A 16724-nucleotide genomic window follows, 5' to 3' on the forward strand; every position below is an offset into this window, starting at 1 on the left:
TCCTCTTAGGGAGGAACAAGTCATGGCGGTCACGGTGGTGGTGGTGTCGGGGCCTATCGGCGCGGGGAAGACGACCCTCGCGCAGGGGCTCGCGCGGCGGTTCGGCGCGCTGCATCTCCGCTCGGAGGATTTCCTGCGGAAGCACGGCGGTGCTGGGTCCCGGCGCGCCCATCAGGACCGGAGCATCACGCTGGACCGCGAGACGGCTGGGCGCTGGCTGGCGGAGGAAGTGCTTGCGGCCCTGCATGGATACGGGCTGGACGCATCCAGCCGTACGGGCCGGGTTTCCAGGCTGATCATCGTGGATGCCGCAAGCAGCGAGGCGCAGCTGGACGGCCTGCGCGGAAGCCCGGGGCTCCGCGTCGTGCACGTTCACCTGAAGGCGCCCGAACCAGAGCAAGCGCTGCGCGACGCGGAGCGGCGTTCGCGCGCCATGCATGAGCCCGAAGCGCCTTCCCTCATCGGAGTGGCCAGAGCCCACCCCATTGAGCTGCCGCCGCGCGCACCCCTTGAGGACGCGAGGCCGGATACCGGCAAGGAGGCCAGACCGCCCGAGGAGCATTCATGCACGCCCTGCGCGGATGCGGAGCCAGACAGCTTCGAGGTGGCCTGGGCGCATCCCGCCGAGCGTGCGGTGCACACGCTGGCATCGCTGGCGGAGTTCGTGGTCGACACGGCGAGGACTCCACCCGACGCGGTGCTCGTACGGGTGGCCAGCCGGCTTGGACTTTATGGACGTCCTGGCGAACGGCTCGTGGACCTCGTCGTCCCGGGCTCCCATGACAGCGTGGACACGCGTCCCCTCACGGTACAGCTCGCGCCTCACTATGCCCTGCTGCTTCGACCGGGCGGACCAGACCCAAGGCCTTCACGCGAGGAATGGGAGGACGCCTTTGCCCGGGGTCACCGTGTGATCGTCGAAAGCGCCGGGCCTTCCGCCTGCGCCTGTATCCAGGCGGCGGGCATCGCACCGGGTCGGGTGCGGCGGGTGGTCCTGGCGTGCCGCTCGGAAGGCCGCGCGTTCGACTGGGTGGGGCTGCGCGAGGCCGCATCCCTCAATGCGCCCACGGACCTGGCGCTCACGCTCGCGGGGGAGCTCGCCGCGACCAACTGGGCCGCACGTCGCTTCGACCAGCTCACCGACGAGGCCCGTCATCACCTGGAAGAACTCGAGCGCGTCGCGAATGCGCCCGTGTCCTTCCTCGCCCCCTCTCCGGAGGCGCGCCACTTCATCGAGCGGCGGCCGTGGTGAGCCGGAAGCACACGAAGCTCCAGGTCGCCAGGACGTTGGAGCTACTCTTCCTCGGCACCGGAGGACTCACATGGCATCCCGCCCGCTGTTCCCGACACTGCTGACGATGACCTCGCTCCTGCTCATTCTCCCCACGCTCGCCTCGGCGGCGGATGACACCGCGACGAGGAAGAAGCTCGTCGCGTGCATCAACAAGGACATCACCGCGGCGAACTCGGAATGGAAGCTCTCGGCCGGGGACCTGAAGAAGTTCACGAACATCATCGACAGGGAGATCATGAAGGAATCTCTCGCCAAGAAGACGTCGGATGATCAGCTGAAGATCATCAATGACATCAAGGAATGTTCGCACAAGGAACTGCCGAGCCTGGATGACAAGACGATTGGAAAGATGATCGAGACGCTCAAGGCGAAGGGGATGCATTGCTCCTCCCTGGTGAAGCACTAGAAGTGACCCCTCCGCTGACGGTTGCGTGAAGTCCTGGCGCGACAGCCTTGGCTCCATCGCGGCTCCAGGCCGCCGGTCGGGCTGACTACGTTGTACTGCTCCGGCCAGGCCCGGAGCCCTCACGCGAGAAACGGGAGGCCACCTTCGCCCGGGGTCATCGCGTGCTCGTCGAAAGCGCTGGGCCTTCCGCGAGCGGCTGCATCCAGGCGGCGGGCATCGCGCCGGGGCGGGTGCGGCGGGTGGTCCTGGCGTGCCGCACGGCGCTTCGATCAGCTCACCGACGCGGCCCGTCATCACCTGGAGGAGATGGAGCGCGTCGCGGGTGAGCCCGTGTCCTTCCTCGCCCCCTTCCCTACTCGCGAATCTCCGAAACCTTTTCTGATTTTCCGGGTTGGGGTGTCCGTACAGCAACCGTTCCCGGAGCCCGCGTGCCCCTCCCCTCCCCAACCCCGAGCCGATGGCTGCTGCCCGCGCTGCTGCTGCTCGGGTTCGCGACCCCGGCCGTGGCCATGCCCACCGGTCCCGGCACCTTCTGCGCCGAGTACCCCACCGCGCCCGCCTGCCAGGGCACCCAGCCCGCCTGCACGTACTGTCACGTGGCCCCGCCCCAGCGGAACGGCTACGGCGCCGCGCTGGAGCCGCACCTCGCCCCCGGCAAGCCGCGTCCCCTCTCCGACGCGGACTTCGCCGCCGCGCTCCCCGCCGCGCTGCGCGCCATCGCCACCGAGGACACCGACGGCGACGGCGCCCCCAACCAGTTCGAGGTCGAGCAGGGCTCGCTGCCCGGCGACGCCACCAGCGTCCCACCCAGCGGCATCTGCGGCGGCGGAGAGAACCCCCAGTTCAAGGTCTGCCAGTACGACCCGCGCTTCGCGTACCGCCGCATGCTCAGCGACTTCTGCGGCACGTCCCCTACCTACGCCCAGGTGGTCACCTTCCTGGAGCTGGGCAGCGAGGAGAAGCAGCGCGCCTTCATCGACCAGGAGCTGGACCGCTGCCTCCAGTCCGACTTCTGGCGCGGCAAGCACGGGCAGCTCTGGAAGGTGGCCCACCCGAAGATCCGCCCCGTCGGCTCCATCAAGTCCGGCGAGGACGCGGGCATCATCCCCCTGGCGGACTACTACGACGACTACGCCCTCTTCACCTGGTCCCAGACGGACGACCACGACGCGCGCGACGTCCTCACCGCCAGCTTCTACGTGAAGCGCTCGGGCTCGAGCCCCACCACGTACACCGCAACCAACAGCCTCTCCTCCCAGTTCGTGGAGGCCTCGCGCCGCGCCGGCAACATGACGAGCGCGTGGACGCTCACCTCGTTCGTCATGTTCACCGCGCTGCCGCGCAACGCCGCGTCGCAGATATATCGCGCGTACCTGGGCCTGGACATCGCGAAGCAGGAGGGCCTGCACAGCGTCCCCAACGAGCCGCGCGACCATGACGCCAAGGGTGTCCAGGCGCCCCAGTGCGCCGCGTGCCACGCGACGTTGGATCCGCTGTCGTACCCGTACCGCAACTACAACGGCCTGGGCGGGCTGCCCAACCGCTACATCCCCAACCGGCTGGAGCTGCTGTTCCCCAACGAAGTGGCCACGCTGAAGAACACGCCCGAGCAGGGCGTCATCCTGGGCCAGCCCGTGAACAACCTCATGGAGTGGGCCCGGGTCGCCGCCAACAGCGACGCCTTCGCCATCTCCACCGTCACGGACTACTGGAAGCTGCTCGTCGGCCACGCGCCCCTGCCGGAAGAGAACGAGGAGTTCGTCCGCACCTGGCAGGCCTTCCGCACGACGCACGCGTACCGCGTGCAGAAGATGCTTCACGACCTCATCCGCACGGAGGCCTACGGTGCGCCCTGAACGCCTGCTGTTGACCTGTCTGCTGCTCACGGGCTGCTCCGACAAGCTCCCCACCGCCGTCGACCTGGGACCGGACGCGAACCCCGGCGTGACGCCCGGATGGGACGGCGGCGTCGCGAAGTCCCAGAAGGGCAACCTGCGCTTCAAGGGCCCCGAGCGCCTGTCGCTCGACCTGGCCCAGGCGCTGGAGCTGCCCACGTCTTCCGTGTGCAACGAGCTGGGCCAATACCCCTGCCAGAACGTGCACGGCGTGGCGCTGGGCGGCGTGGACCCCTACCAGCACAGCGTCTACGAGACCGCCCCCGTCACGGGCGCCACCACGCCCATCGCCGTGGAGCGCACCGTGCTCTCCGCGTGCAACGCGCGCATCGCGCTGGACGTGAACACGCCCACCGCCGCGGTGGTGTTCAAGGACGTGGTCCTCACCGCGGACGGCAAGCTGGTGGACGCCGCGAGCCCGGCTGTCGCCACGGCGGTGACCTCCCTGGTGCGCCGCGCGTGGCTGCGCGACCCGACCCAGGACGAGCGGGACACGCTGGTGCGGCTGTCCGCCGACGTGCAGGCCACCGGCGTGGCCACGCCAGGGGTCGCGTGGATGCAGGCCGCGTGTCTCGCCGTCTTCTCTTCCGCCGAAGCCGTCTTCTACTGAGGAACCCCTCCCATGACCCTCAAGACCACGGGCCGGCTGTCGCGCCGGGAAATGCTGCGGGCACTGTCACTCTGCGCGGCGGGCACCACGCTCGCGCCCTTCCTCTCCGGCTGCCGGGACTCCCTCCAGACGCCCGAGTCCCTGGAGAAGCCAGGCCGGAAGCGCGACGCGCTCGACGGCAAGCCGAAGTTCCTCATCGTCATCGGGGCGGCGGGGGGCGCGTCCATCGTGGACAGCTTCCTCGCGGTACGCCAGTCCGAGTCCGCCAACGCCGCCGGGCTCAACACCTTCCCGGACGCGCAGGTGCAGGGCGTGGCGGACAGCCCCTTCCGCGCGGTGAAGTACAGCAACACGCGCCTGGGCAGCATCAACATCCCGGTCAACACCGACCAGTTGGCGTTCGTGAAGAAGCACGCGAGCGAGATGTTGGTGGCCACCTCCGTGGGCACGTCCGTGAACCACGGCATCGCGCAGAAGCGCTCGCTCACAGGCAACGGCGCCTGGCGGGGCCGCACGCTCCAGGAGGCCGTCGCGCTCCAGTGGGGAAGCGGAATGCCGCTGCCCAACGTCAACATGGGCACGGGTGGCTACGCCGAGCGCGGCACCGATGACAGCCTGCCCCTGTCCTGCTTCGGGGAGCCCGTGGTCAACCCGTCCCTGTGGCCCCTGGGCCTGGATGGCTCGCGAGGCATCGCCGGAGCGCCGTCGAAGGACGTCATCGCGCTGGCGCGCAGCACGCGGGACGCCCTGGACCAGAAGTCCATCTTCGGCCGCACCTTCCAGGACAGCGGCGCACTGAGGCGCTGGAGCGAACAGCGCGGCGTGCAGCAACCGAAGCTGGAGGCCCTGGACCTCATCACGAAGCTCAACGTCCTGCCGGACCTGCCGTCCATTCCCTTGTCGAAGTACGGATTGGAGAGCTCACCGGACGGAGCGCGGCTGCGCGAGGTGTTCCCCGGCTTCTTCACGGACCCGGTGCAGGGCCAGGCGGCGCTCGCGTTCCTGCTGCTCAAGTACCGCGTGTCCGTGTCGGTGACGCTGGGGCCGGACTTCAACGTCGCGGTGGGCGGGCCCAACGGCATCGCCAATCCGCCGCTCGCGTTCGACATCAGCCACAACGACCACCGGGGCGGACAGGCCTTCATGTGGGCGCGCATCCTGTCCACGGTGGACTCGCTGATCACGCTGCTGAAGGCGGAGCCGTTCGACGCGGACTCAGGTGAATCCATGTGGGACCGCACGCTCATCTACGTGGCCACGGAGTTCGGCCGCACGCGTCCACGCCCCTCCGGCGCCACGGAGTTCGGTTCGGGCCACGACCTCAACAACGGCTTCCTGCTGCTGTCGCCCATGGTGAAGGGAAACACCGTGCTGGGAGGCGTGGATCCGAACACCACCCTCACCTACGGCTTCGACGCGCGCACCGGAGCCCCACAGCCAGGCAAGGTGACGTCCAACGAGCCGGACATCTTCTCCGGAGTCCTCACCGCAATGGGTGCGGACCTGAGCGGCAGCGGCCTGCCGAACGCGAGCGCCTTCAAGCGAGCCTGAAGCCTCCCAGGTCCGAAGCTTCCCGAACCGAGGAGGCCACCCGAAGCGCTGACCAACCATGTCGCCAGCGTTCCGAAAGCAGACCCACGACCCGAATATCTCCGCGAAGACGCGCGCGTTGCGAAGCGCCCCGGTGATGCGCGACGTCATGCGTGCGCGGACACCAAGGTGGGACCACGGGCAGCGGCGCCCGGCCGGGCCTGGTTCCTTCAAAACCTGTCCGACAGTCGGACACGCTTCCGCCGCATGAAGCCCAAGGCCACGCCGGACCGCCAGGGGCTCGACGTCACGCGTGCGCGGACTCCCAGGTGAAACCACGGACAGAGGCACCCGCCAGGCCCCAGTTGCCTCAAAACCTGTCCGACTGTCGGACACGCTTCCACCGCCTGAGGCCCGAGACCACGCCGGACCTTCAGGGGCGCAACGTCACACGTGCGCGGACTCAAAGGTGGGGCCATGGACCAAGGCACCCGCCCGGGCCCGGTTGCCTCAAAACCTGTCCGACTGTCGGACAGGTTTTCGCCCCATGCGGCCCGGGGGCGCGCTCTCCCGGCAATCGACTCGGAAGGTGGGGTCGCACGTCCATGTCAGACCCCTGTGGTTGGATGGCGATGCTGGGACGAGGAAGGGGAATGGGGATGGAACGGCGCGGACTCGTGGCTTATGTGGAGGCTCAAATTGAGCGCGATATCGCGCTGGGGCGGCTGCACCCGAGCGGGCAATTCGGCTCCGAAGCGAAGCTGGCGCGCCGCTATGAGGTGTGTCGGGGCACCATCCGAGAGGCGCTGCGGCGGCTGGCGGCGCGAGGACTGGTGGTGCAGCGCCCCGGACGCAAAACTCGCGCGGTGGCGCTGGATGAGTCGCTGACGCTGGAGAATCTGGGCCTGGCGCTTCATGGCGTGCGCAACCCGGATGCCCGGTGGCTTCTGGAGGGCTACTTCAGCCTCAAGCGGCAGGTGCTGGTGGAACTCCTGGTCGACTGCTGCACGAGGGCCTCGGACCTCGACCTGGACCGGCTGGGGAGCACGTGCTTCCAGCTCCAGGACGCGGCGCGCTGGGAGTCGGGGGAAACCTGCGCGCATGCGGAATTCGAGTTGCTGCGGCAGGCGGCCCGGGTGGCGGCGCGGCCCGGGCACGTGCTCCTCGTTCAGTCCCTGCAGCGGGCCTTCCTGGGAGGAGCCGCCCAGTTGCTGCCGCTCCTGGGCGGAGAGGCGCTGCGCGAGTGGGCCTTCCGCGCGATGGGGGCCCTGCGGGAGCGCGACGTGCGGGCACTTCAGCACGAGCTGCCAGCGTTGCTGAAGGCTTGCGATGAGCGCGTGCTGAATGCCTTCGCCCCAGCTCCCCAGGTACCTGCGTCTCCTGAGGCTCCATGCGCCCAGGAGGACATTCCCAGCACCCCTGTGGCAGCCACCGGGCTGGAGGATGCGCCGGAGGTACGCTCTTGCGTCGAGGAGCGGAGCCCCGGTTGCCCTGTGCCGGCCTCCGAGGCGCTCGGGGTTGCGCCGTGCCCTCAGGCACAGACACCCTCCGTGGCTCCGGCCAGCGAGGCGCTGCTGTCTCCAACAGCTCCGGGGCCTACGCCCCCTGGGTTTGGTGGAGCGCGCGCCGAGAGCGAGGTGATGGGCTCGGCCTTGGACAACCTGTCCGGCTGTCGGACAGATGGGGACGGTTCGTCTCCGGAGAGCGGCCTCCCGCGGATCGACGCCCCAGCCACCGGCCCCTGTGGCCCCCCCTGCGCGAGGCTTGCTTCCGCGCAGGATGGGTCAGCGCGCCTCGGGCCTCCTGATCAGCCGCCGTAGCAGTTCAGGGTCGAGCCGCCACAGTAGCTGGAGCCGGAGTTGCTCCAGGAGCCCGCCGAGTTGGTGCAGATCTGGTTCTGCCGGCGCTCCAGCGTGGGCGTGCAGCAGCCCACCTTGATGGTGCGCGTCTGGCCGGGGATGCAGCCGGCCTGCGCGGACACCTCCTGCGTGTCCTCCTCCACCACCAGAGCGCCCTCCTCCGGCGCCTCCACGCCACAGCCCACGGCTCCCAGCAGGCAGCCCACCAGCAACAGTCCCCGCTTCAGCGTCTTCATGTGTCGCTCCCGGTTGTCATGATTCACGGCGGCCGGGGACGCTATCAGGGACTTCCGTCTTCACCAGGATGCACGGGATTGCCTGAACCGGGCAGTCGGGCCCACAACACCGTGGCGTTGGGCCGGGCGGGCTCCGGGGTGAGGCCCAGCTTCTTGAAGTCCTTCGAGTAGCGCGAGCCCTTCAGCACCACCACCCGGCGTGCCACGCGCCGGGCCTCGTCCACCGTCTCGCGCGTCAGCGGCGAGTAGTCCGCGTGGCGGCGCAGCGCTTCGAACGCGGCGGAGGATTTTCGCTCGCGCTCGAACATCGGATCGAAGAGCACCACGTCGAACGCGCCGTCCGGCAGCGTGCGCAGGAACTCCGCCGCGTCCGCGTACACCGCGCTCACCGCGCAGGCGGCCGGGTGGCGCTCGAGCCCCTTGAGCCCGTGCCGCACCAGGAGATACAGCGCCGGACTCTTCTCCAGCGCGATGACGCTTCCGCCCGGCCCCACCAGCCGCGCCGCCACCTGCGCATCCGCGCCCAGGCCCAGCGTGCAGTCCAACACGCGCTCCCCTTCGCGCAGGCCCGCGACGCGCACGAGCTGGTCCTCCATCACGCCCGCGTCCAACTGCTTCACCCGCAGGTGCGCCAGCCCCGGTGAGAAGCGCAGCGTCCCTTCCGCGTCCACCAGCGACACCGCCGTGGACTCGAAGACAATGAGCGCGTCCGCCATGTCGGTGAGCAGCTTCTTCAGAGGCAGCTTGTGGTGGCGCTCCACATACGGCACGCCCACCGCCTCCGCCGCACTCCGCGCACGCTGTGCGAGCTGTGCGTCCACCCGGTCCGACGTGGTGACCACCAACGGCTGGCGGGAGGAGGACGGGGTTTCTGACGGGAGGGACATGGGACGGCGCAGCCTACCCCGCGCGCAAGCCGTGCCTCCGGGGACGTGCCCCTGTTCACTGCCCGTCACCCCACCTTCCCCCGGGACGCATGGCCCCACCCGGCCCCCCTTCTTACTTCTTCAACATCACGCGGGGATGTCACGGAAACCGCGTTCATACGGCCTTGCCGGTTCAGGGCCGTGAATCGTGAATGAAGAGGGGGATGGACATGAGACACCCACGAATGACCCATGCGGGCGTGATGCTGTTCAGCGTCGCGGTGCTGATCGCCATGGCGCTGCCGCGGATGGCGGTCACCCCAGCCCGGCCGCTGCTGGATGCTCCTCGCGCGTCCCCCACGGGGATGGGGCCACGCGCCGTGGCGCTGGGTGACTTCGACGAGGACGGGCACCTGGACGTCATCACCGCCAACCACACCGCGGGCACCGTGTCCGTGCTGCGGAGCCTGGGGGATGGGACGTTCGCGCCCGGCCTGGAGCGGCCCACCGGCGCGTTGCCCGGCGCGGTCGCGGTGGGGGACTTCGACGTGGATGGCCACCTGGACGTGGTCACCAGCCACTTCGGAGGCACGGTGTCCGTGCTGCTGGGGCGCGGGGATGGGACGTTCGGGGCGCGGACCGACCACTCCGTGGGCGCGGAGCCCTCGGCCGTGGACGTGGGCGACCTGGACGGTGACGGCCGCCTGGACGTGGTGACGGCCAACGCGCTGGATGACTCCGTGTCGGTGCTGCTGAACCGGGGCTCCGGACGGTTCGTGCCCCAGAAGGACGTGACCACCGGCACCAACCCGTTCGCGGTGAAGGTGGCCGACATCAACCACGACGGGATGGCGGACCTGGTCACCGCGAACTTCGTGGACACGGTGTCGGTGATGCTCGGCAACGGGGACGGGACGTTCCGGCCGCGCATGGACTTCCCCACGGGCAACGCGCCCTACTCCGTCGCGGTGGTGGATGTGGATGACGACGGGAAGCTGGACGTGGTCACCGCGAACTTCCGGGGCCAGAGCGTGTCCGTGCTGCGCGGCACCGGCGCCGGTACGTTCCCTGCGCGCGTGGATTTCGCAGTGAAGGGCGGTCCGTACTTCGTCGCGGCCGGCGACTTCAACGGCGACGGGATGCTGGACCTCATCACCGCGAACTTCAACGAGGACACCGTGTCGCTCCTGCCCGGCCAGGGCCACGGCTCCTTCGGCGCGCCCACGCGCCTGACCACCGGCGAAGGCCCCGCGGCGCTCGCGGTGGGCCTGCTCGACGGTGACCTGAAGCCAGACGTCGTCACCGCCAACACCCGGGGCCATGACGTGTCCGTGCTGAGGGCCGCGGCTTCCGCGGACGTGGAGGTGACGCTCACCGCCGTCCCCAGGCCGGGAGTGTCCGTGCCGCGCATCGACTACACGCTCACCGTCACGCAGCACGGGCCGGATCCGCTGACCCGAGCCGTCATCACCGTGGCCCTGCCCCCGGGCCTCCAGGCCAGCACCCGGGACTGCCTCATGGCCGCCGGCACGCTCCAGTGCGAGGTGGGACCGATGGCCGTGGGCGACACCGCCCTCTTGCGCTTCAGCGCGCCGCTGCCGCGCTCCAGCGTGGGCCTGTCCTACCGCATCACCGCCACGCGGACGCTCAGCGTCCCCGCGGACCTCCACTCCGCCAACGACGCCGCGAGCCAGGACTACGTGTCCCTGGGAGGGCTCGCCGCGACGTGGTGGTAGCCGTTTCCCTGGAGCGCTTCGGCGGGAGCGCTTCAGCCAACGACAGGGCGAGCCAGGACTCCGTGTCCCTGGGCGGGCTCGCCGCGACTTGGTGGTAGCCGTTTCCCTGGAGCGCTTCAGCGGGGGCGCTTCAGCCAACGACAGGGCGAGCCAGGACTCCATGTCCCTGGGCGGGCTCGCCGCGACTTGGTGGTAGCGGGGCAGGATGGAGCGCCCGCCCTGGAGCGCTTCGGCGGGAGCGCTTCAGCCAACGACAGGGCGAGCCAGGACTCCGTGTCCCCGGGCGGGCTCGCCGCGACTTGGTGGTAGCGGTCCGCTTCAGCGCGGGCGCTTCAGCTTGGACCACATGAGCCCGACGAAGGTGTCGGGCGCGGGCTCCGAGGTCATCAACTCCTCGTCTTCGTGACCGCGCACGGGCGGCGGCAGGGGCTTGGGAGCCACGGGGAACGGCAGGGGCTCCGCGGTGTTCAGGCCCTGCGCCTGACGCTCCATCACCTCCGCGAAGGAGCGCCGGGGCGCGTTGCGCTCCGCCACTGGCGCGGCGCCCTCCACGCTCTGGAGGGCCCGGATGCGAAGGACGACACTGGCGCCTTCCGCGCGCGAGATGCCCGTCACCCGCCCGATTGGACCTCGCGGCCCGCGTGCCCGGCTCATCGGCTCCCTCCCGGTCCTCGCAATGAACCGTAGCGCCTCCGGCCCCCCGCCGGCCACTGCCCGGCCCTCCGGCGAGCCACGGGGAGGCCCGCCCGGCCGGCAGGTCTTCGTGGCCCCCCTGTAACCGTCCCCGGGGGTCGCGCGTACGTTGAGGTGGCGCCCTCTCTTCCGGCGGCGCCCGGAGGCTTCGCGACCCATGTCGTCCGCCCGAGCAGTGTCTTCTCCCACCCGGCTGTCGGTGGCGCGCCGGCTGTGGCCCGCCTTGTTGGTGCTGGTTACCGCGCTGAGCGCGTGCACCGAGGCGCGTGGCGCTCCGCCCGGCGCGAAGCCCGCGGCCACCGCGTCCGCCCCGGTGCAGGACGGCCGCAAGTACACGAAGCCGTCCGACGCGGAGCTGAAGCGCACCCTGTCCCCCCTGGCCTACCAGGTGACGCAACACGAGGCCACCGAGCCGCCCTTCCGCAACGCGTACTGGAACAACCACGAGGAGGGGCTCTATGTCGACGTGGTCAGCGGCGAGCCGCTGTTCTCCTCGCGCGACAAGTTCGAGTCCGGCACCGGCTGGCCCAGCTTCACCCGCCCCCTGGACAAGACCCACGTGGTGGAGAAGCGCGACAGCGCCCTGGGCATGGAGCGCGTGGAGGTGCGCTCGAAGGACGGCGACTCGCACCTGGGCCATGTCTTCGAGGACGGGCCCAAGCCCACGGGCCTGCGCTACTGCATCAACTCCGCGTCGCTGCGCTTCGTCCCCGTGAACGAGCTGGCCTCGAAGGGCTATGGCGCGTGGCTGCCCGCCTTCGGCCTCGCGGCGCCCGGTGAGCCCCAGGGCGCGCTCGCCCCCGCCGCGGGCGCCGTCGTGCTGGCGAAGGCGGCGGCCCCCACGGAGGCCACGCGCGAGACGGCGTATCTGGCGGGCGGGTGCTTCTGGGGCATGGAGGACATCCTCCGGAAGATCCCGGGCGTCATCGACACGGAGGCCGGCTACACGGGCGGCTCGAAGAAGGACGCCACCTACGAGGACGTGCACACCGGGGAGACGGGGCACGCGGAGGCCGTGCGCGTCGTCTTCAACCCGAAGCTGCTGACGTACGAGGCGCTGCTGGAGCAGTGGTTCTTCCGCATGCACGACCCGACGACGCTCAACCGCCAGGGCAACGACGTGGGCTCGCAGTACCGCTCCGCCATCTTCTACCTGTCGGACGAACAGCGCCGGACGGCGGAGGCGGTGAAGGCCCGCGTGGGCAGGTCCGGCAAGTGGTCCCGGCCCATCGTCACGCAAATCACCGCCGCCGGCGAGTGGGTGCCCGCCGAGGGCTACCACCAGGACTACCTGGTGAAGAACCCCGGCGGCTACACCTGCCACTACCTGCGCGACTGAGAGCCCGCCGAGCCCTCACGCGGCGCGGTCGTGCACTTCGAACGTCATGCCCGCCTTGCGCAGGCGCTCCACCAGCACCATGCCCATGGCGGACGCGGGGGTGAGCACACCGCCCCGCTTGGGGATGGTGTCGAAGGCGAGGCACAGCGCGGACTCCGCCAGCATGCGCGCCGTGGCCGCGTAGCCCGGGTCGCCCTTCGACGCGACCTTGCCCTCCACCTTCACGCGCTGACCGCTCTTGGGCGAGTGGCCCTCGCCCAGGAGCCGCACCTCGAAGAGGCCGCGCTCGCGCACGGTGGCGGACGGGCCTTCGCCCGGCGCGGGCAGCACGTGCTTCTCCAGCAGCTCCCGCGCGGGGTCCACGTTCGACAGGAGCATGAAGCCGCCCAGCCCCGCGGTGGTCGCCGCGGCGAGCGCCAGGCCCTTGGGCCCGGGGCCGAAGTCGGAGACCTCCGAGTAGAAGAAGTCGCGGCCCCACGGGTAGCCCAGGAGCGCGTTGGAGCGCCGCACGACGCGCGTGTTGACGGAGGCCATCACGAAGGGCGCGGTCCACGTGCCCGTGTCCGGGCTCTTCTTCACCGTGGCCAGGTCGCGCTCCTCCTTCGTGCCTCGGGAGGGCTCCGGGTCCAACGCGTGGGCGCTGGTCAGCACCTTCTTGAGGGACGGCTCCGCCTTCACCGCCGCCAGGGTGTCCATCATGCTGGCGATGGTGCCGCCGCTGAAGCCACCGCGCATGCGCGTCAGGTGGAAGCGCACCTGGTCGCAGTGGCCGCCGTGCTTCTCCCGCATGTAGTCCTGGACCATCAGCGTGCCCAGGTCGGAGGGGATGGAGTCGAAGCCGCAGGTGTGCACGATGCGGGCGCCCGTCTCGCGCGCCCGCGCGTCGTGGGCGTCGATGGTCTTGCGCATGAACTGCACCTCGCCCGTCAGGTCGCAGTAGTCCGTGCCGGCGCGGACGCAGGCGGCGACCAGCTCGTTGCCGTAGCGGGCGTAGGGGCCCACGGTGGAGATGATGACGCGCGTGCGCGCCACCATCGCGTCCAGCGAGGCCGCGTCCTTCGCGTCCGCGAGGACCACCGGCAGGTCCGCGAACTCCGGCCGCACCTTCACCAGCTCCGAGCGGACCTGATCCAGCTTGCCTTCGTCGCGCCCGGCGATGGCCCACTTCGCGCGGTGCGCGTCCTGATTGCGAGCCAGGTACTCCGCCACCAGGCGGCCGGTGAATCCCGTGGCGCCCCACAGGATGATGTCGAACGCGGGCTTCGTGTCGTGGGCCATGGGCGGCGAGTAGCCGGACCCTCCATGTGAGCGCAAGCGCGATTCCACGGGCCGTGAAAACCCTGTGCAGGGCACCACATCCCGGTGGTCGGGCCTCAGGCGCGCAGGCGCAACCGGATGGGTCCGCGCGCGGTGGAGGCGTCCACCACCCGGCCCCCCTGGACGATGTCCAGCACGCCCCGAGCGACGAGCCTGCGCGCCGCCTCGCGCACGGGCTCCATGCACGCGCGCCAGTCCTCGTCGCCGGACGCGCGGGCGACCTCGGAGGGACACACGGTGGCGCCGCCTGCCCGCTGGGAGAGCAGCTCCAGGATGCGCACCTCCCACGGGGAATCCCGCGCCTGGGTCCGCTTCCCCCGGCACGCCTCCGAGCAGTACCTCACCTGTTCCCAGTCGCGCGCCCACTTGCGGCGCCAGGTGATGGCTCGGCCGCAGACGGCGCAGGGCTTGGGAGGCGGAGGGGACGTCATGCACTCCCATCGATGCGTCCCGCCACGCCGGGTTGCAACCCCGGCCGACGCCGAGGCTCGCGTACAGGGATGCGTCAGCCCAGCGCCGCCTCCACCTCCACGGCGCGGTGCGCGTACGTGTGCTCGGCCAGCACGCGCCGGAGCGCGGCCTGCCCGATGCGCCGCGCGTCCTCCGGGGTGAGGCGCTTCACGTGCTCGGCGACCTCCTCACCGGAGCGGGCCACCAGCACCTCGCGGCCGGGCTCCAGGAACTGCTCCACGCCGTCGAAGGCGTCGGTGATGAGGCAGGCGCCCGCGCCCGCTGCCTCGAACACACGCGTGGATGGTGAGAAGCCGAAGCGCGCCATGCTGTCGCGGTGCAGGTTGAGCACCGCGCGCGCCGAGCTGTTCAGCGCGTTGTGGTCCTGCGTGTAGACGTGGCCCAACCGCACGACGTTCGAAGGCACGACGCGGTCCTCCCAACCGTTGCCGCCCAGGAGCATGCGCGAGCGGGGCAGCGCCTCCGCGACCTTGAAGAAGCAGGCCGCCACGCGCGCCTCGCGGTCCGGCAACCGGTTGCCCAGGAAGGCCAGGTCACAGGCGAAGCGCGACTCAGGCGCCACGGGGTGGTGCGTGTCCGGGTCCACCGCCAGGTGGATGGGCACGCATCGCTTCGCGCCCAGCTCCCGGTACGCGTTCACCACCTGCGCGCCGCCACCGGACGTGAGGATGCGGTCGAAGCGCGGGATGAGCTGACGGAAGAGATGGTGGGCGTCCTTCGCCACGTGCTCCAGCGTGGCGGGCGCGCTCACGTCCCAGAACACCACCTGCGTGCCGGAGCGGCGCAGCTCCAGCACGCGTGAATCCAGATACGCGTCGAGGGCCCCCACGCCGCTGGCCTTCACCACCACGTCCACGCCGAAGGCGTCGTCCAGGCATTCATCCACCGAGCCCAGGTTGTTCGCATAGACGACGACGCGGGCCCAGTCCGGCTCATGGAGGTCGCGGTGCTCCTGCCGGCCGGAGGCGTCCGGTTCATAGAAGGTGACCTGGTGCCCGCGCGCGTGCAGGGCGCGCAAGAGGCCCCGGTAGTAGGTGGCCGCGCCATTCCACCAGGTGGACACGAGGCTGGAACCGAAGAAGGCGAAGCGCAGGCCGCCGCTCATGCGAGGACTCTTTCCGAGGACAGCGGGTGGAGGACGTCGCCGGACATCCCCAACTCCTGACAGATGACGAGCAGCGCCTCCACCCGGTGCGCGCAGGTGTGCCGCGACAGTACCGTGCGCAGGCCGGCTTCCGCGAAGGCGTGCCGCATCTCCGTGTCCGCGACCAGCGCGGACAGGTGGCGCCGCATCTGTGCGCCGTCCCGGGCGACGAGGTAGTCCTTCCCCGCGGTGAAGAGCCCGTCCGAGTCCTCCCAGGGAGAGGACACCAGCGGGATGCCGCACGCCAGCGCCTCGAAGGGGCGGATGGTGGGGATGCCAGGCAGCAGTGTGGCGTAGGGCCGCCGGGGGATGTGCACCGTGACGCGCGCCTGGGAGAAGGCCAGGGGCACGCGGTGGTTGGGCAGCCAGCCGGCGTACTCGATGCCGGCGTCGAAGAGGGCTCGCAGGGCGGGGACCGGGTAGCGCACGCCATGCGCCCGCGCGGTGAGGCCCAGCTCATGCACCGGCTCCACGAGGAACTCCTGCAGCGCCTTCGTGCGCTCGTCGTCCCCCCAGTTGCCAATCCAGACCAGGTCCCGCACCTCGCGGTTGCGCGGGTGCGGGTGGAACACGCGCACGTCGGCGGCCTCGTGCCAGGTCCACGCTCGCTGGGCCCAGCCCCGCTCCAGGTAGAGGTCCCGGAGCACGTCTCCGGAGGCGAGCACCCCGTCGTACCGGGACAGGTCGTAGCCGGCCATCACCTCGGGCGCGCTCACGCTCCGATGCCAGGTGTCGTGGAAGAGGAGGCGGAAGCGGCCGCCGTCACGCCGGTGCGCTCCAATGCGGCGCACCAGGTCCGGCGACGTCCAGGCGTGCACCAGCACCAGGTCCGCGCCATCGAGCACCGCCTCCAGGTCCAGCGTGTCGGGTGCGTAGCGCTCCGGACGCACGTGCGGGTAGAGGGCTCGGACCTCGTTGAGCACGGCCACGCCGTGGGGTTCTTCCAGGAGGCACTGGAAGCTCGACGCGTCCTCCGGTTCGAACACGCGCACGGAGTGGCCTCGCGCGGCCAGCTCCGTCACCACGCCCCGCAGGAAGTGGGCGTCACCGTGGTTCCAGTCCGACAGCAGGGAATGACAGAAGAGGATGACACGCATGGATGGACAGGCTCCTCGGGCTCCCCCGCCGCGTGGCCATGGGCCCGGTCGTGAAAACGGTAAACACCCCGCCGTCCGGTTCACCCCTCCCTGATGGCTTGTCTGGGCGCCAGCCCTCGGGGACGCCCTTTCCCCTCCCCTCAGGGCGCCTTGCCCGTGAAGTACGAAAGCCTTCGTTGACACCTACGAAATCGTTCGTATAACTATGCGTAGGAAGCGGTGAGGAGAGAG

Annotated in this window: 15 protein-coding genes; 8 read left to right on the top strand and 7 right to left on the bottom strand. The window is 70.4% G+C overall.

The window, feature by feature from the left end; all coding sequences use genetic code 11:
* Positions 1-22: 22 nt before the first annotated feature.
* The 6 genes from D7X30_RS23485 to D7X30_RS23510 all read left to right on the top strand — a co-directional run bounded on the left by D7X30_RS23485 (position 23) and on the right by D7X30_RS23510 (position 7555).
* On the top strand, positions 23-1252 hold the full coding sequence (locus D7X30_RS23485) for an AAA family ATPase (protein WP_120565172.1): 1230 nt from the start codon (positions 23-25) through the stop codon (positions 1250-1252).
* 70 nt (positions 1253-1322) lie between these two features.
* Positions 1323-1700, top strand: a complete 378-nt coding sequence (locus D7X30_RS23490; protein ID WP_120565173.1) for a hypothetical protein — start codon at positions 1323-1325, stop codon at positions 1698-1700.
* Positions 1701-2128: 428 nt separating this feature from the next.
* The gene (locus D7X30_RS23495; RefSeq protein WP_120565174.1) at positions 2129-3556 is read left to right on the top strand and encodes a hypothetical protein; all 1428 of its coding nucleotides are present in this window, start codon (positions 2129-2131) and stop codon (positions 3554-3556) included.
* Positions 3546-4205, top strand: a complete 660-nt coding sequence (locus tag D7X30_RS23500) for a hypothetical protein (protein ID WP_233591738.1) — start codon at positions 3546-3548, stop codon at positions 4203-4205. The genes D7X30_RS23495 and D7X30_RS23500 overlap by 11 nt, the downstream gene beginning before the upstream one ends.
* Before the next feature lie 12 nt (positions 4206-4217).
* Positions 4218-5756, top strand: a complete 1539-nt coding sequence (locus tag D7X30_RS23505; RefSeq protein WP_120565175.1) for a hypothetical protein — start codon at positions 4218-4220, stop codon at positions 5754-5756.
* A 632-nt stretch (positions 5757-6388) separates the two neighbouring features.
* Positions 6389-7555, top strand: a complete 1167-nt coding sequence (locus D7X30_RS23510; protein ID WP_120565176.1) for a FadR/GntR family transcriptional regulator — start codon at positions 6389-6391, stop codon at positions 7553-7555.
* On the opposite strand, the gene D7X30_RS23515 is transcribed toward D7X30_RS23510, so the two are convergent.
* Positions 7543-7830: a hypothetical protein gene (locus tag D7X30_RS23515; RefSeq protein WP_120565177.1), complete on the bottom strand. Its 288-nt coding sequence runs from the start codon at positions 7828-7830 to the stop codon at positions 7543-7545. The genes D7X30_RS23510 and D7X30_RS23515 overlap by 13 nt on opposite strands.
* 44 nt (positions 7831-7874) lie before the next feature.
* Positions 7875-8717 (bottom strand): class I SAM-dependent methyltransferase, encoded by an 843-nt coding sequence (locus D7X30_RS23520; protein ID WP_120565178.1) that lies wholly within the window; start codon positions 8715-8717, stop codon positions 7875-7877.
* A gap of 209 nt (positions 8718-8926) precedes the next feature.
* On the opposite strand from D7X30_RS23520, the gene D7X30_RS23525 reads away from it, so the two are divergent.
* Positions 8927-10432, top strand: a complete 1506-nt coding sequence (locus D7X30_RS23525) for an FG-GAP-like repeat-containing protein (protein ID WP_158619343.1) — start codon at positions 8927-8929, stop codon at positions 10430-10432.
* 318 nt (positions 10433-10750) lie between these two features.
* On the opposite strand, the gene D7X30_RS23530 is transcribed toward D7X30_RS23525, so the two are convergent.
* Positions 10751-11086, bottom strand: coding sequence for a hypothetical protein (locus tag D7X30_RS23530; RefSeq protein WP_147443286.1), 336 nt, complete (start codon positions 11084-11086; stop codon positions 10751-10753).
* Positions 11087-11282: 196 nt separating this feature from the next.
* Between D7X30_RS23530 and D7X30_RS23535 the strand changes: the two genes are divergently transcribed.
* Positions 11283-12464 (top strand): bifunctional methionine sulfoxide reductase B/A protein, encoded by a 1182-nt coding sequence (locus D7X30_RS23535; protein WP_120565181.1) that lies wholly within the window; start codon positions 11283-11285, stop codon positions 12462-12464.
* 15 nt (positions 12465-12479) lie between these two features.
* On the opposite strand, the gene D7X30_RS23540 is transcribed toward D7X30_RS23535, so the two are convergent.
* The 4 genes from D7X30_RS23540 to D7X30_RS23555 form a co-directional block, all read right to left on the bottom strand.
* The gene (locus D7X30_RS23540; protein ID WP_120565182.1) at positions 12480-13742 is read right to left on the bottom strand and encodes a trans-acting enoyl reductase family protein; all 1263 of its coding nucleotides are present in this window, start codon (positions 13740-13742) and stop codon (positions 12480-12482) included.
* 95 nt (positions 13743-13837) lie between these two features.
* Positions 13838-14212, bottom strand: a complete 375-nt coding sequence (locus D7X30_RS23545) for a DUF2256 and DUF3253 domain-containing protein (protein WP_120565183.1) — start codon at positions 14210-14212, stop codon at positions 13838-13840.
* 74 nt (positions 14213-14286) lie between these two features.
* Positions 14287-15357 carry a glycosyltransferase gene (locus D7X30_RS23550; RefSeq protein ID WP_120565184.1) on the bottom strand — a complete coding sequence of 357 codons (1071 nt, stop codon included), beginning with the start codon at positions 15355-15357 and terminating at the stop codon, positions 14287-14289.
* Positions 15354-16493, bottom strand: coding sequence for a glycosyltransferase (locus D7X30_RS23555; RefSeq protein ID WP_120565185.1), 1140 nt, complete (start codon positions 16491-16493; stop codon positions 15354-15356). Before D7X30_RS23555 ends, D7X30_RS23550 begins: the two co-directional genes overlap by 4 nt.
* Between the last annotated feature and the right edge of the window lie 231 nt (positions 16494-16724).

The sequence above is a fragment of the Corallococcus sp. AB011P genome (assembly GCF_003611605.1).
GTDB lineage: Bacteria > Myxococcota > Myxococcia > Myxococcales > Myxococcaceae > Corallococcus > Corallococcus coralloides.